This window comes from Dactylosporangium sp. NPDC051485, from assembly GCF_040682015.1.
Taxonomy (GTDB): domain Bacteria; phylum Actinomycetota; class Actinomycetes; order Mycobacteriales; family Micromonosporaceae; genus Dactylosporangium.
The window spans coordinates 39,085-54,664 of sequence record NZ_JBFAZW010000038.1 but is presented as its reverse complement, the minus strand read 5'-3'; the positions used below and the strand labels follow the sequence as shown (position 1 = coordinate 54,664).

The 15,580-nt window shown below is 73.8% G+C and carries 11 protein-coding genes; 6 read left to right on the top strand and 5 right to left on the bottom strand.

The annotated features are described in order from the left end of the window. Window positions 1–30 precede the first annotated feature (30 nt). On the top strand, window positions 31–3,639 hold the full coding sequence (locus AB0M46_RS22415) for a BTAD domain-containing putative transcriptional regulator (protein WP_363338848.1): 3,609 nt from the start codon (window positions 31–33) through the stop codon (window positions 3,637–3,639). A gap of 106 nt (window positions 3,640–3,745) precedes the next feature. Then, the gene (locus AB0M46_RS22410; RefSeq protein WP_363338846.1) at window positions 3,746–5,848 is read left to right on the top strand and encodes an MMPL family transporter; all 2,103 of its coding nucleotides are present in this window, start codon (window positions 3,746–3,748) and stop codon (window positions 5,846–5,848) included. On the opposite strand, the gene AB0M46_RS22405 is transcribed toward AB0M46_RS22410, so the two are convergent. The 4 genes from AB0M46_RS22405 to hrpB form a co-directional block, all read right to left on the bottom strand. Continuing rightward, window positions 5,849–6,598 (bottom strand): hypothetical protein, encoded by a 750-nt coding sequence (locus tag AB0M46_RS22405; protein WP_363338844.1) that lies wholly within the window; start codon window positions 6,596–6,598, stop codon window positions 5,849–5,851. Further along, a complete protein-coding gene (locus AB0M46_RS22400; protein WP_363338842.1) occupies window positions 6,595–7,158 on the bottom strand; it encodes an NADAR family protein in 564 nt (187 codons plus the stop codon). The genes AB0M46_RS22405 and AB0M46_RS22400 overlap by 4 nt, the downstream gene beginning before the upstream one ends. 115 nt (window positions 7,159–7,273) lie before the next feature. Next, entirely contained in the window at window positions 7,274–8,545 is a 1,272-nt protein-coding gene (locus AB0M46_RS22395; protein WP_363338840.1) for a DUF1254 domain-containing protein, read from the bottom strand. A gap of 190 nt (window positions 8,546–8,735) precedes the next feature. After that, entirely contained in the window at window positions 8,736–11,015 is a 2,280-nt protein-coding gene (gene hrpB, locus AB0M46_RS22390; RefSeq protein WP_363338837.1) for an ATP-dependent helicase HrpB, read from the bottom strand. An 83-nt stretch (window positions 11,016–11,098) separates the two neighbouring features. Here hrpB and AB0M46_RS22385 point away from each other — a divergent pair, with 83 nt between their 5' ends. After that, complete coding sequence (locus AB0M46_RS22385; RefSeq protein ID WP_363338835.1) at window positions 11,099–11,896, top strand: DNA-formamidopyrimidine glycosylase family protein; 798 nt, start codon at window positions 11,099–11,101, stop codon at window positions 11,894–11,896. Window positions 11,897–11,912: 16 nt separating this feature from the next. After that, window positions 11,913–12,161 carry a TetR-like C-terminal domain-containing protein gene (locus AB0M46_RS22380; protein WP_363338899.1) on the top strand — a complete coding sequence of 83 codons (249 nt, stop codon included), beginning with the start codon at window positions 11,913–11,915 and terminating at the stop codon, window positions 12,159–12,161. An 18-nt stretch (window positions 12,162–12,179) separates the two neighbouring features. Here AB0M46_RS22380 and AB0M46_RS22375 read toward each other — a convergent pair whose 3' ends face one another. Then, complete coding sequence (locus AB0M46_RS22375; RefSeq protein ID WP_363338833.1) at window positions 12,180–13,202, bottom strand: LacI family DNA-binding transcriptional regulator; 1,023 nt, start codon at window positions 13,200–13,202, stop codon at window positions 12,180–12,182. Between the two features lie 208 nt (window positions 13,203–13,410). On the opposite strand from AB0M46_RS22375, the gene AB0M46_RS22370 reads away from it, so the two are divergent. Both AB0M46_RS22370 and AB0M46_RS22365 read left to right on the top strand, forming a co-directional pair. Then, a complete protein-coding gene (locus AB0M46_RS22370; RefSeq protein WP_363338831.1) occupies window positions 13,411–14,592 on the top strand; it encodes an ABC transporter substrate-binding protein in 1,182 nt (393 codons plus the stop codon). 4 nt (window positions 14,593–14,596) lie between these two features. Further along, the gene (locus tag AB0M46_RS22365) at window positions 14,597–15,547 is read left to right on the top strand and encodes a sugar ABC transporter permease (protein ID WP_363338829.1); all 951 of its coding nucleotides are present in this window, start codon (window positions 14,597–14,599) and stop codon (window positions 15,545–15,547) included. Window positions 15,548–15,580: the final 33 nt, after the last annotated feature.

Here is a 15,580-nt window from a genome sequence, read left to right as displayed (position 1 = left end):
GGACTGTCTTGTAGTGGTCTTGGAGGCCTCTTGGCGGCCGATACCATGGCCTGCGTCATGCTGCTGCGGGTGCTCGGCCCTTTCGCGGTCGAGGTCGGACGAGGCGGAACGGTCGACATCGGCGGCCCCCGCCAGCGCGCCGTGCTCGCCCTGCTGCTCTCCGCCCGCGGCGAGGCCGTCTCGGTCGACCGGATGATCGAGGACCTGTGGCGCGGCGAGCCCCCGCCCCGCGCGATCGCGTCCCTGCAGGCGTACGTCTCCAACCTCCGCCGCCTCCTCGAGCCCGACCGCGAGCGCCGGGCCCCCGCGCGGCTGCTGGTGAGCGCCCCGCCCGGCTACGCCGTCCGCCTCCCGCCGGAGTCGGTGGACGCCTGGCGCTTCGAGCGGCTGCTGGCCGACGCCCGGGCCGATGCCGCGGCGGATCCGCAGCGCGCCCGGCTGCAGCTGCGCGCGGCCCTGGAGCTGTGGCGCGGCGACGCCTACGCCGAGTTCGCCGGGGAGGCTTGGGCGGAGCCGGAAGCGGTACGCCTGGAAGAGCTCCGCCTCGCCGCCCGCGAGCTGCTGCTGGACGTCACCCTGCGGGCGGGCGCGGCGGCGGAGGCGGCCGCGGAGGCCGAGCTGCTCACGCGGCAGGCGCCGCTGCGCGAGGAGTCGTGGCGGCTGCTGGCGCTGGCGCTGTGGAGCGCGGGCCGGCAGGCGGACGCGCTGGCCGCCCTGCGCCGGGCCCGCACGGTGCTGGCCGAGGAGCTGGGGCTGGACCCGGGCCGCCCGCTGCTCGACCTGGAGTCGGCCATCCTGTCCCGGCGCGAGGACCTGCTCCCGCCGATCGTTACCGCGCCGCCGACGGGCCCGGCTGGTGCGGCTCTGCCGGCGAGTGCCGCGTCGCCGAGGGGCCCGGCCGGCGCGGCCCTGCCGGCGAGTGTCGCGTCGCCGACGGGTCAGGCTGGTGCGGCCTTGCCGATGGTTGCCGCGTCGCCGACGGGCCCGGCCGGTGGGGCCCTGCCGATGATTGGCGCGTCGCCGGTGAGCCCGGCCAACGCGGCACTGCCGGCGATTGCCACGTCGCCGGCGGAGGCAGCTTCCGCGGCGAACGGCTCTCCCACGCTCAGCTCCTCGGATGGCGACAAATCTGAAATGTCGGGCTCGTCCGAATCGCAAGAGGTCTTCGTCGGACGGGGCGATGAGCTGCAGGCGCTCGTGCGGGCCGCCGAGGACAGCCCCCAGGTCGTGCTCATCAGCGGCGAGGCCGGGGTCGGCAAGACGAGCCTGCTCGGGCGCTTCCGGGCCGAACTCGAGCGGCGCGGCTGGCTCGTGGCCGTCGGGCGCTGCCCGGAGATCGAGGGCGCGCCGCCGGCCTGGGCCTGGGTCGAGGTGCTGCGGCAGCTGGCCGAGGCGGCGCCGCCCGGCGACCTGCTCCCCGTCGTGCGGCCGCTGCTCGAGGAGCACGCCGAGGGGCTCGGGGAGCAGGAGGACGTGGCGGCGGGACGGTTCCGGCTGCACCGGGGCGTGGCCGGGTGGCTGCGGGCGGCGGCGGCCCAGGGCGGCGGCGTGGCCGTCGTGCTCGACGACCTGCACGCCGCCGACGGGGAGACGCTGATGCTGCTCGCTGCCGTCGCCGAGCTGGTCGAGCGGGGCGGGCCGCGGCTGCTCGTGGTCGGGGCGCTGCGGCCGGGGGACAACCGGGAGCGGTTGGCCGGCACGCTGGGGGCGCTGGCCCGGCGATCGCCCGTACGAGTACAGCTCAATGGTCTCGAAGCCCCCGACGTCGCCCGGCTCGTCCGGGCGTTCGCGCGCGCCGACGTCGACCCGCAGACCGTGGCCGCGCTGACCGAGCGGACCGGGGGCAACCCGTTCTACGTGCGCGAGTCCGCGCAGCTGCTCGCCTCCGAGGGTGCGCTCGTGGCCACCTCCGACGTGCCCGAGGGCGTGCGGGACGTGCTGCGCCGGCGCTTCTCGCGCCTGCCTCCGGCGGTCGTCGCCGTGCTGCGCCTGGCCGCCGTGGTCGGGCGGGAGGCCGACGTGGAGACGCTGGTCGAGGCGGCCGACGCCGACGAGGACGCCGTGCTCGACGCGCTGGAGGCGGGGCTCATCGCGGGGCTGCTCACCGAGCCGGGGCCGGGGCGGGTGCGGTTCGTGCACGGGCTCGTGCGGGACACGATGTACACCGACCTCTCCCAGCTGCGGCGGGCGCGCATGCACGCGCGGGTGGCGGCCTGCACCCGGCGGCTGCGCCCCGACGACTACCCGGCGCTGGCCTACCACTTCGCGCGGGCGGCCTCCTCCGACACCGCCCCGCTGGCCGTGGAGGCGGCGGTGCGGGCGGCGGAGCTGGCCGAGCGGCGCTACGCCTACGACGCCGCCGCCGAGGTGCTCGCCGGCGCGGTGGACGCGGCCGGGGGCGTGCCCGGCGACCGCGACGCGCTGCGCGTGGAGCTGCTGGGGCGGCTGCTGCGGACGTACGCGCGGGCGGGGGCGGTCGCGGCCGCGCGGCGGACCCGCGACCGGGCCGTGGACGTGGCGGTCGCCGCCGGGCGGGAGGACCTGCTGATTGCCGCCTTCACTTCGTGGACCGTGGCGGCGCCGTGGCAGATCCGGCAGTACGGCATCGTCGATGAACGCACCGTCGACCTCCTCACCCGGCTGCTGCGCCGGGACGACCTCGCCGACGCGGACCGCTGCCGGCTGCTCGACGCGCTGATCAGCGAGCTCGCCGGCGAGGGCGACCCGCGGGCCGCGGCGGCGGGCGCGGAGGCCCTGGAGATCGCGCGGCGGGTCGGTGACCCCGGACTCCTCGCCCTCGGGCTGACCGCGCGGGGGCACACCCTGCCGTTCGACCGGGACGTGGCGCGGCGGGAGGCGGTCGGGACCGAGCTGCGGGAGCTGGCCGAGCGGCACGGGCTGGTGACGTACCGCTGGATGGCCGAACAGATCCTGGGCAACTGCGCGGCGGCCACGAACCGGCCGGCCCGGCTGCGCGCGTCGCTCGACCGGCAGTCGAGCGTGGCGCGGACGTACCACCTCGCCGAGTCGTTCGCCATCAACCTCGCCGGGCGGGCCGCCCTCGCGCACATCGAGGGCGACTTCGCCGCGGCGCAGGCGCTGTACGACGACGGGCGCGAGCACATGCGTCGGCAGGGCTCGCTGCACGCCGACGGCTTCTACTTCCTGGCGACGGCGACCCTGCTGATCAGCCAGGGCCGGGCCGCCGACTACCTGGAGCCGGCCCGGCAGGCCCGCGAAGCGCAAGGCGCCATCGCCGACGACGGCTATGCCCTGGCCCTCGCCGACGCCGGCCGTACCGCGGAGGCCCGATCGATCCGCATCGGCGCCCACCCGATCCGCCCGGACTACTTCGAGTCCGCCTTCTACACGCTGCGCGCGCTGGCGGTCGTGGCGCTCGGCCGGGCGGATCTGGCGCAGCCGGTGATCGACGCGCTGCTCCCGGTGCGGGAGCAGCTGGCGGGCTGGTCGAGCACGGCCATCGTGATGCAGCCGGTGGCCCTGACGCTGGGCCGGCTGTACCGGCTGCTGGGCCGCGAGGAGGCCGCGACGGAGCACTTCGAGCTGGCCGCGGACGTGGCGGCGCGCTGGAACGCCCCGCACTGGCTCGCGGCCGCGAAGGCCGCCCTCGAGCGGTAGGGCAGCCTCCGGCGGGGCCGGGGCCAGGCCGTTCACCCTGACCTAAGTGGACTCCAAGTCGGTTGAAAGCGGGACTTGCGAGTGTGACGGTCGAAAGGAGGACGTCATGTCTCGCTTACTCGGGCGGCTCGGAGGAGCGGCCGCCGCACATCCCTGGCGAACGATCGGGGTGTGGGTCGTGGTACTGGTCGGCTTCATCGGGCTGTCCGCGGGTTTCGGGGGGACGGTGCACGACGACTACAACGTGCCGGGGACCCAGTCGCAGGCCGGCACCGAGTTCCTGCGGGCGCACTTCCCGCAGATGTCCGGGACCGATGCCCGGGTGGTCGTGCACTCGGACAAGAAGCTGGACCCGGCGGCGCTGGAGGCGCTGCGCGGGCGGCTCGGCGCGCTGCCGGGGGTGTCGGCCGTGGCGCCGCCGCGGATGTCCGCGGACGGGGACACCGCGCTCGTCGGGGTGCAGTACAACATCCCGGTCACCGACTTCCAGGGCAAGGAGGGGCTCGACGCGCTGCGCAAGGCGACCGAGCCGCTGGTGCGGGAGGGGGTCCAGGTCGAGCTCGGCGGGCAGGTGGCGGAGAACATCACGGCGCCCAGCGGCACGGCCGAGGCGGTCGGGATCGTGGCCGCGCTGCTGATCCTCGTGCTGGCGCTGGGCTCCGTGGTCGCCGCCGGGCTGCCGCTGGTCGTGGCGATCGCGGGGCTCGGCGTGGCCTCCGCCGTCATCACGCTGCTCGCGAAGGTCACGGACATCAGCGGTACCGCGCCCACGATCGCCACCATGGTCGGGCTCGGCGTCGGCATCGACTACGCGCTGCTGCTCGTGGCCCGGCACGTCGAAGGGCTGCGCGACGGGCTGGCGCCGCGGGAGGCCGCCGCGCGGGCCACGGCCACGGCCGGGGCATCGGTGATCGTGGCCGGCCTGACCGTGCTCGTCTCGCTGTTCGGGCTGAAGCTGGCGTCCCTGCCGGTGTACTCCTCGTACGGGTACGCCACCTTCACCGCGGTGGCCGTGGTCATGGCGGCGGCGCTCACCCTGGTGCCGGCGCTCTGCGCGCTGGCGGGGTCGCGAGTCCTGCCCCGGCGGGTCCGCAAGGGCCGCACCGGCGGCGCCACCACGACGAGGACGGCCCGGTGGGCGGCGGGGGTCGCGCGGCGGCCGATCGTCGCGGCGCTCGGGGCGCTCGCCGTGCTGGCCGTGCTCGCCGCGCCGATGCTGGGCATGCGCACCTGGCCGCAGGACGCGGGCAGCCAGCCGGCCTCGAACACCACCCGCAAGGCCTACGACCTGGTGGCGGCCGAGTTCGGGCCGGGCGCCAACGGGCCGCTGGCCCTCGCCGTGGACCTGTCCAAGGTGACCGACCTCGACGGGCTCGTGGCGCGGCTGCGGACCGAGCCGGGGGTCGCGGCCGTCGCGCCGCCGGTGGTGCAGGGCGACGCCGCCGTCATCGTCGTCGAGCCCGCCACCGGGCCGCAGGACGAGGCGACCACGCGGCTGCTGAACCACCTGCGCGCCGACGTGCTGCCCGACGGGGTGCTCGTGACCGGGCTGGTGGCGGTGTTCGCGGACATCTCCGACCGGCTGTCCGAGCGGCTCTGGATCGTGGTGACGTTCGTCGTTGCGCTGTCCCTGCTGCTGCTCACCGTGCTCTTCCGGGCGCCGGTGGTGGCGATCAAGGCGGCGGTGATGAACCTGCTGTCGGTGGCGGCCGCGTACGGCGTGATGACCGCGGTCTTCCAGACCGACGCGGGGGCGCGGGCGGTCGGGCTGCCGCACGGGGTGGCGGTCTCCAGCTGGGTGCCGATCCTGCTCTTCGCCGTGCTCTTCGGGCTCTCGATGGACTACGAGGTGTTCCTGCTCTCCCGGGTCCGCGAGGACTGGCTGGTCACCGGGGACGCGCAGGGCAGCGTGGTGCGCGGGCTGTCGGCGACCGGGCGGGTGATCAGCAGCGCCGCCGCGATCATGGTGGCGGTGTTCGTCGGCTTCGGGCTCGACGGCGACGTGACGGTCAAGATGACCGGGGTCGGGATGGCGGCCGCCGTGCTGGTCGACGCCACCGTGGTCCGGATGGTGCTGGTGCCGGCGGCGATGGCGTTGCTCGGGCGGGCGAACTGGTGGCTGCCCCGCTGGCTGGACCGGATCCTGCCGCGGGTCGACGTCGAGGGGCACGCCCCGGCGCCGGTCCGGGAGCCGGCGCCGGTCGGCTAGCTACAGACCGAGCGCGGCGAGGACGCGACGGGTGGTCTCGGCGATCGGACGGAGTACCGCGAAGCGGACCCATCTGGCCGGCGGGACCACCATCGTCCGCCAGGCCCACGACACCGGGATGACGACGAGGTACCGCCACAGCAGCACGACGGAGTGGTTCCACGCCCACGCGATCGCCTTCGCCGCCGGGACGATGAGGTACCGGCCGATGAAGACGAACACGTAGCCGATCGCCTTCGCCACCGGGACGAGCAGGTACCGGCCGACGAAGACGAACACGTACCCGACCGCGAGCCCCAGCGGGCGCAGCACGAAGCGGTACACCTGCCGCATGCCCCAAGCGACGGCCCGGGACACCTCGAGCAGCACGCGGCCGAGCAGCCGCCAGAACGGGCCCAGGGCGCGCACGAACCACACCAGGCCGTCCCACAGGGCGCTGAACACCGGCGCCAGCACCCGTGTCGCGAACCAGGCGAGCGGGCGCCAGAAGACGTGGACCGCCAGGAAGCGGATCGGCACCCACAGCAGGTAGTACACGACGAAGCGGATCGGCACCCACAGGCCGTAGTACAGGACCGGGCGCAGGACGTACCGCCACAGCGGTTGCCCGACGTACCGCCAGAGGAAACGCGAGACGAGGACCAGCAGGTCCCAGGCCAGCTTGAACGGCACCACGAAGATGATCGCCAGGACCCGGATCGGCCAGGCCGCCCACGCCGGCAGCGGCTCGACCTCGTCGCGCCGGCTCACGAGGCGCCGGCCAGTTCGTGGCGGGCCCGCATGAGCGCGAAGCCGAGCAGGTTGAGGCCGCGCCAGCGGACCGGCTCGTCGGCCGACGCGTCGCCGGCGGCCAGGCCGATGCCCCAGACCCGGTCGAGCGGGCTCGCCTCGACGAGCACCCGGTCGCCGGTGCCGAGCAGGAAGTCGCGCAGGTCGTCGCGGGCCGAGAACTTGGCGAGGCTGCCGGCCACCACGATGGCGAACCGCTCGCGGACCCAGGTCTCCTCGTCGAAGCCGGAGATCCGCCGGCCGAGGGTCTTGGCCTCGTTCGGGTGCCCGGCCGCGAGGATGCGGGCGGCCACCGCCTCGTCGCCGAAGAGCCGGGCCTTGCGCCACATCATGTAGTGCTCGGCCGAGGCGAAGCGCTCGCCGTCGGCCTCGAACTCGACCGGCCACCACTGGCTCAGGCAACTCGGCCCGAGCGAGCCGTCGCGGCGTTCGTGGTGGCCCCAGAAGAACAGATATTTGACGCGTGCCCCGGACTCGAGGACGCGGATCAACGCACTGGTGGAGGTGGGTGGTGCTGACATGCCCAGAGTGTGCCGGATCGCCGCACGAAGCCGTGTCGGATTTGCGCTGCGCTCGGAGGCGGTGGGCAGGATCACCGCCGGCCTCTCTCTGGGCCGGACGCCCGAGCGGCCCAGCCTAGATGGGCACCAGCGGGGGCAGCATGTAGTCGCCCCGGAGCAGTTCGTCGGCCGGCTCGTAGATGCGCAGGACCGGGTGGAACTCGCCTTGCGGGCACGGCAGCCAGTTCGCCCGGGCCTCGGGGGCGGGCTCCTCGTGCTGGACGAGGATCGTCACCGCGCCGTCCGGGTCGGCCCGCAGGCCCTCGGTGCCGGCGCCGACCGAGTGCCGCTCCAGCCGGTTGGGGACGAGGTGGGACGTCGGGGCGTCGTACATGGTCAGCGACCAGCCGGCGGCGGACGGCGGGGGCGGGTCCAGGCGCAGCGTGTACGCGCGGGCGCCGGTCAGCCGTCGGCCGTCGCGGTCCTTGTGGACGGTGGGGTGCACGGCCTCGTAGGCGTGGTGGCCCCACAGCTGGGTGCGGGCGGCGACCGCGCGGCTGCGGTGGGCGGCCTCGCGGTCCGCGATCGTCCATTGCGGAGCGTCGAACGTGCCGAGCTCGAAGTAGTCGAGGTTGTAGTCGAACGCGTGCAGGTCGTTGGTCCAGCCGTTCACCAGCGCGGCGTGATCCGTCGTGGCCGCCTCCTCCAGCGCCTCCCGGCCGCGGTCGAGGCCCTCGCGCAGCGCCGCGCGCACGTCGCGGGGGATGGTGGGGTACGGCGAGTTGCCCCCGTCGAACAGCCCCAGCGGGGCGAACCGGCGCTGGTAGCGCCGCTCGGCGGGGGAGGGCGGGAACGCCGACAGGCTGCGCCGCAGCGTCTCCAGGAAGGCCAGCTCGTCGGGGACGCCGGACTGAGGGTGTGGCAGGCCGTCCAGCGGCACCTGCGGGTACATCCGCTCGACGGACAGCGCGTCCTGCAGGGCGGCCACGCCGGGGCCGATCCGGAAGCGGGCGATCAGCGTGGCGATCATGGTGGGCACCCGGATGATGTCGGCCGCGGGGGCCTCGCGGCCGGCCCAGCCCGGCGGCACGAGCAGGTACTCGCGCTCCTCGTCGCGGGTGGTGCGGCTGCCGACGTAGGCGAAGTTGTCGGTCCAGGCGTCGACGAACTGGACCACGTGGTAGCGCCCGCCGGTCTCGGGGATGCGCAGCCACAGCGGGCCGCCGGACAGGTCGAGCTGGGCGATGGAGTACAACAGGTCGGGATTGGCGTTGGGCGTGTCCGGCACGCTGCGCTGGTGCCTGAACGCGTTGAAGACGCTCGCGGTGTCGACGGCGTGCAGGTCCTGCAGCAGGGGATAGCCGTAGCCGTACGCCTCGGCGGCCAGCGCGGGCAGGTCGTCTCTCATACGAAGCCTCCCTCGTCCTGCCTCCAGCGTCCGGGCCGGGCCGGGGCCGATCGGGTGAGGGCGCGGGTGACCGTGTTCCGCGCGGCTACTTGCGGTCCGGCGGGTGGGCTCTCGGGCCACGGGTGGCGGGGCTCCGCGTGGCTATTTGCGGGGTTAATCCGGCGGGTCGGGGTCGCGGGGCTCCGTGTGGCTACTTGCGGGGGTTGGTCCGGCGGGTCGGGGTCGCGGCCGACGGGTTCTCGGGCCACGGGTGGCGGGGGTAGCGGCCGCGCAGCTCGGCCCGGACCTGGAGGTAGCCGGTGCGCCAGAAGGAGGCGAGATCGCGGGTGACCGCCACCGGGCGGCCAGCGGGGGAGAGCAGGTGCAGCAGGACCGGGCGGCCGGCGACCTCCGGCGTGCGCTCGAGCCCGAACATCTCCTGCACCTTCACCGCCAGCACCGGGCCTTCGGGGTCGGCGTAGTCGAGCCGGACGGCCGAGCCGCTGGGCACCGCGAGCCGCTCGGGGGCGAGCCGGTCGAGGTCCTTCGCCTCCGGCCACGGCAGCCGGGCCTGCAGCGCGGTGTGCACGTCGGTGCCGTCCGCCATCAGCTCGATGAGGGGCTCGTCGCTCACGTCGGGCCACGGCGCGCCGACCGCGCGGTGCAGGAAGCCGAGCCGGTGGCGCAGCGGCGTCCACGGCACGCCCTCCTTGCGCAGCCGCTCCCGGCGCGCCTGCGCGGCCAGCTCGGCCGGCGCGGCGCCGACCTGCCTGCTGGCGAGCACGATGGCGCCGAGGCGCTCCACGCGCAGTACCCCGGCGGCGGTGACCTCGTCCACAGTGGACAGCAGCGCGGCGCCGGCCTCGCGGGCGATGTCCTCGTCGATCGCCGCCGCCAGCCGGATGCGGGCGTTGACCCGGCCGGCGGGGCGGTCCGCGGCGGCGATCGCCAGCCACGGGTGGCCCTGCAGCGGCGAGCCGGGCGCCAGGTCGGCCTCGGTGCCCCCGGCCATCAGGTAGGCGTCGCGGCGGCGCCGGGCGATGCGCTCCGGGTAGGCCAGCCCCGCGATGATGCCGGCCGCGCGGTCGGCGCTGGTCTCCTGCTCGACCGGGTTCTCGATCATGCGGTACAGCAGGCGGGCCTCCTGCCGCCAGCGGTCGGTGGTCCGCCGTACCGCCGCGATGTCATCCGCGGCGAAGGAGTCCTCGGCCAGGACCGCCACCACCTCGGCCGCGTTGCGGGCGCCCACGATCGGCGCCCCGTCCAGCAGCGCCCGGGCCAGCCGCGGGTGGGCGCCGACCCGGGCGATGCGCCGCCCGCGCTCGGTCGCCCGCCCGTCCGCGCCGATCGCCCCGAGCGCCAGCAGCGTCCTGGTGGCGACGCTCATCGCGGCCTCGGGCGGCGCGTCGGGCAGCGCCAGGCCGCGCCCGCCGGGGCTGCCCCAGCAGGCCAGGGCGAGCGCGAAGCCGGTGAGCTCGGCGGTGCGCACCTCGGGCTCGGGGTGGGCCGGCAGCCGCTCGTCGTCGGCGGGGGACCAGCACTTGTACACCACGCCGGGCCCCTCCCGGGCCGCCCGCCCGGCCCGCTGCGCCGCGCCCGCGCGCGAGACCCGCACGGTGGCCAGCGAGCCGAGGCCGCGGGCGAGGTCGATGCGCGGCACGCGGGCCAGGCCGGAGTCGACCACGACCCGCACGCCGGGGACGGTCAGGCTGCTCTCGGCCACGGCGGTGGCCACGATCACGCGGCGGGTCTTGCCCGCGGTGAGCGCCTGGTCCTGGGCCGTCGCCGGGAGCCTTCCGTGGAGGGGGACGGTGGGGATGTCGGGGATGCTCCGGCGTACGCCCTCGATCTCCTTGACCCCCGGGACGAACACGAGGATGTCGTGCTCGGTCTCGCGCCACGCCTGCCTCGTGGTCCGGGCGACGTGCTCGACGATGTCCCGGCCGCCCGCCGGGGCCCAGCGTACGTCGATGGGGAAGAGCGGGCTGTCGGTGGTGATGGTCGTCGCCTGGAGCAGCTTGGCGTCGGGGGTCGCGGTGGCGGCCAGGAGCCCAAGGTCGGGCCGCAGGGCCTCGCGCGCCTCGATCAGGAACGCGGTGGCCAGGTCGGTGTCGAGGTGCCGTTCGTGGCACTCGTCGATCATCACCGCGCCCACGCCGGGCAGTTCCGGGTCGGCCAGCAGGCGCTGCACGAGCAGGCCGGTGGTGACCACCTCGACCCGGGTCTTCGGCCCGACTTTGCGGTCGCCGCGCACCGAGTACCCGACGCTCTCGCCCACCCGCTCGCCGCGCAACTGGGCCATCCGCTGGGCGGCGGCCCGGGCCGCGATCCGCCGCGGCTCGGCGACCAGGACTCGCTGATCGAGCCCGTCGGCCAGGGCGGTCGGCACGAGCGTGGTCTTGCCGGTGCCGGGCGGCGCGACGAGCACGGCCGCCTTCCCGTGCCTGACGGCCGCGACGACCTGGTCGAGCACGGCGACGACGGGCAGCATCCCGGTCAGGTTACCCGGGCCCTGCTTACCCCGGCCCTCGGGTTGGCCCGGGTTATCCCGGCCCTCGGGCTAGCCTGGCCTGCGTGCCCGAACTGCCGGAGGTCGAGTCCGCCCGCGCCGTGCTCGAGCGGCACGCGCTGCGGCGGCGGATCGTCGACGTCGACGACGCCGACACGTGGGTGTGCCGGCCGCATGCACCCGGGGACATCCGCGCGGCGCTGACCGGCCTGACGCTGACGTCGGCGAACCGGCGCGGCAAGTCCCTGTGGTGCGACACCTCCGGCCCGACGCTCGGCATCCACCTCGGCATGTCGGGGCGGATCGTGTTCGCCTCCTCCGACGGCGGCGAGGTGGACGGCGGGGACTACTGGGAGCGCGGCCGGGCCCAGGGCGACCACCGGTTCACCCGCTTCGCCCTCGACTTCGCCGACGGCACCCGGCTGCTGCTCATCGACCCGCGGCGGCTCGGCCGGGTGCGGCTGGACCCGCCGGTGGAGCGGCTCGGCCCCGACGCGCTGGACATCACGCCCGCCCAGTTCCGGGCCGCGCTGGCTCGCGGCACCGCGCCGGTGAAGGCCCGCCTGCTCGACCAGGAGGCGCTCGCCGGCGTCGGCAACCTCCTCGCCGACGAGACGCTCTGGCTGGCCAAGGTGCACCCGGCCCGGCCGGTCGACGAGCTGACCAGGGCCGAGGTGGACCGGCTGCGGCGCGGCCTGCGCACCGCGCTGTCATCGGCGCTGTCCGGCGGCGGCGTGCACACCCTGCGGGTGGTCGCGGCCCGCGGGTCCGGCGGCGTTTGCCCCCGCTGCGGCGCCCCGATGCACCGGGGCACGGTCGGCGGCCGCACGACGTGGTGGTGCTCCCGGGAGCAGGCCACTTAGAACCGCAGGCGCGTCGCTGTCATCGCTGGCGGCGTCCGTGCTCGCCGGCGACCCGACCGCCATCGCCCTGTCCCTCTGGGTGACGCTGCACGGGCTCGTGGCCCTCGAACTGGCCGGGGCGCTCGACAACACCGCCGCGAACCACACCTTCAACTCGGCCGTCCACGCCACACTGCGCGGCTGGGCCACCCCGGACGTGTTCAAGACCCTGCGCGGCGTGGACTCCATCCGCGCCCACGACCGGCGTGCGCCGGATGGCGGTTAGCCGTCGGCAGGTGCTGGGTTACCACTGGCGGGGAACGCTCCGGCGACTTGCGGTGCCGCGAGCCACCAGGGTGGGAGGCAGGACGACGGGCTCGGGGCTGCGGCCGTCGATGAGTTGGAGGAGGTGGTCGACGGCGACGGTACCGAGTTCGGCGGCGGGCAGGGACACGTTGGATACGGGCGGATGGGCGTCGAGTGCCTGGGCCTCGGGGCAGATGGCGACGATCGACATGTCGGCCGGCACGCGGATGCCAAGCTCTTCGAGTCGCAGCAGCAGATGGGTCAGGGCCTGCTCGTTGTAGATGATCAGGCCGGTCGTTTCCGACTGGATCCGGAACATGCGCTCGATCGCCTCGGATGCCCCGTCGCGTCCCAGTTCGACCGGCAGGTCGACGACGCCGTGGATCCCGCGTTCGTGCAGCGTTTGCAGAGCCCCGTTGCGGGCTCGTACGGCGTAGCCGGCTTCGCGGTCGAACGTCTCGGCGGGTTGGCCGAGGTAGGCGATCGACTGATGGCCGAGGTCGGCGAGGTATCGGGCGCAGAGCGCACCCGCGGCCGTGAAGTCGAAGTCGACGTGGGCGAGATGCTGAGGATCCTCCGGCGTGCCGATCAGCACGACCGGCTTGCTCAGGTTGGCAAGGGTGGGTACGCGCGGATCGTGGACCTGCACCTCCATCGCGAGGACTCCGTCGACGGCGGAGCCGGCGGTGAGCCGGGTCAGCTCGTCGACACCGTCCTCGGCGGGCAGGAGCAGTAGGTTCTTCCCTTTGGCGCGGGCCGCGCGCAGTACGCCGAGCACGAAGCGCATCTGGACGTCGGCGCGTACATCACGATCGATCGGCATGACCAGCGCGAAGATGTCGGTGGCGCCGGCGCGGATGGAGCGGGCGCCCGCGTGGGGCTGAAATCCGAGCGCCTCGATGCTCGCCAGGACCCGCTGCTTCGTGCCCTCCGAGATCGGCCGATTTCCCGACAGCACATACGAGACCGTGCTGACGGAGACTCCGGCGTGCCGTGCCACGTCCTTGACGCTCGCCGCCATGCCCACTCCCTCGAAACTGTTCGACAGAAGCGTACATGTGCTGCGCGTCGTAAACAGGCCGCCACCCCCCATGTAACGATCACGTAACACGTGATTGCTCGGTAGGCGCGATGTACCCTACGGTCCGGGGAGTCGAACTGTTTCGACAACCGAGGAGACGAACATGGTTGATCGCGTATCAGCACGACGGCGGTGGCGTGTCGCAGCGGTGACGCTCACGGCCGCCGCTCTCACCTTCACCAGCGCCTGCAGCGGCGACGACGCGCAGAAGAACGGTTCCGTCACGCTCACCGAGATGGACTACTACGGCACCGAGCCGAACAAGGCCGCCCTCGGCCAGTTGCTGGACTCGTGCGCGTCCACGGTCGGCGTCACGATCAAGCGGCAGGTGGTCGAGGACCTGCGGACCCGGCTGCTGCAGCTGGCCGGCGCCCAGTCCCTGCCGGACCTGGTCCTGGTCGACAACCCCGACCTGGCCCAGCTCGCCGCGACCGGCGCGCTGGTCGACCTGTCCTCGCACGGCCTGACGACCGAAGGGTTCTACCCCAACGTCGTCGCCGCGAGCACGTACCAGGGAAAGCTGTACGGCCTCGCGGCCGGCGTCAACGCGCTCGCGCTGTACTACAACAAGAAGCTGTTCACCGACGCGGGATTGCAGCCGCCGAAGACGTGGTCGCAGCTCAAGGACGCCGCGGCCAAGCTGACCAAGGGCAACAAGCAGTTCGGCCTGGGCATGGCGCTGCCGGCCACCGAGGAGGGCAGCTTCCAGTTCGAGTCTCTGCTGCTCAGCGGCGGCGGCGACCTCAAGACCCTGAACTCGCCGCAGGCGGTGGCGTCCCTGCAACTGGTCGCGGACATGATGACCGCCGGCTCCCTGCCGAAGAACGTCCTGACGTGGAACCAGGGCAACGTCGAGGAGCAGTTCGCCAACGGCACCCTCGCGATGATGGTGAACGGGCCATGGCAGCTTCCCGTGCTGGCCAAGACCAACGTCGACTTCGGCATCGTGACCATGCCGGTCCCCGACGCCGGCGGCACGCCGTCGAGCCCGCTGGGTGGTGAGGTCTGGGCCGCCTCGCAGGGCAAGAACTCGGCCAAGGCCGTCGAGGTGATCAAGTGCATGACCTCCGCCGACAACGCCGCCACGTGGTCGAAGCAGGTGAACTACGTGCCGGCCAACCAGCAGGCCGCCGCGAAGATCGCCACCGAGGTGCCGACGATGAAGACGTTCGTCGACGAGATCGCCGGCGCCAAGGGACGCACGGCGGAGCTCGGGCCGAAGTACCCCAAGTACAGCGAGGCCTTGTGGACCGCCGTCCAGGCCGTCCTGTCGGGTAAGTCGACGCCGCAGGCCGCGCTGGACGAGGCGCAGGCGAAGGCCGCGGGCTGACGTCGTGAGCGTCACGATCGGATCGAACCGTGCCTTGTCCACCCCCGGCGGGGTGGGCGAGGCGCGGCCCCGGCGCCGCCGGGCGTCGGCGTTGCCGTTTCTGTGGCCGGTCCTCGCGTTCTCGGTACTGTTCTTCGTCTATCCGCTGGCGAAGAACGTGCAGGTGTCGTTGCAGGACTTCACCCTGGCGTCGCTGTACACCGGCGACGCGCCCTACATCGGGTTGCGCAACTACGGGCGGATCTTCGGCGATCCGGTGTTCCGCACCGCCGTCGGCAACACGATCGTCTTCACGCTCTTCTCCATCGTCTTCCAGCTGACGATCGGGCTGGCGCTGGCGGTCTTCTTCGTGCGCACCTTCCCGCTCAACGCGCTGCTGCGCTCGCTGCTGCTGGTGCCGTGGCTGCTGCCGCTGGTGGTGTCCGGCACGGTGTTCCGCTGGATGCTCGACACGAACAACGGGATCATCAACCACATCCTGCTCGGCCTGCATGTCGTGGACACCCCGGTCCCGTGGCTCACCGACTACGACACCGCGATGGTCGGAGTGTTGCTGTGCAACATCTGGATCGGCGTGCCCTTCAACATGGTGATCCTCTACGGCGGACTGCAGTCCATCTCGCCGGACCTGTACGAGGCGTCGGCCATGGACGGCGCGGGCAAGCTGCGCCAGTTCTGGTACATCACGCTGCCGATGCTGCGGCCGGTTCTGCTGGTCGTGACGACCCTGGGCCTCATCTACACGCTCAAGATCTTCGACGTCATCTGGGTCCTGACCAAGGGCGGTCCGGCGAACGCGACACAGAATCTGACCACCTACGGCTACCAGCTGTCCTTCGGCGGCCTGTCGGAGTTCGGCCAGGGCGCCGCGGTCGGCAACGTGCTGATCCTGGTGTGTCTCGGGCTGTCGCTGGTCTACCTGCGCACGCTGCGCGCCGAGGGGGAGGTGCGCTGACATGGCTGCTACGGCTGCTCGACGGGGACGAGG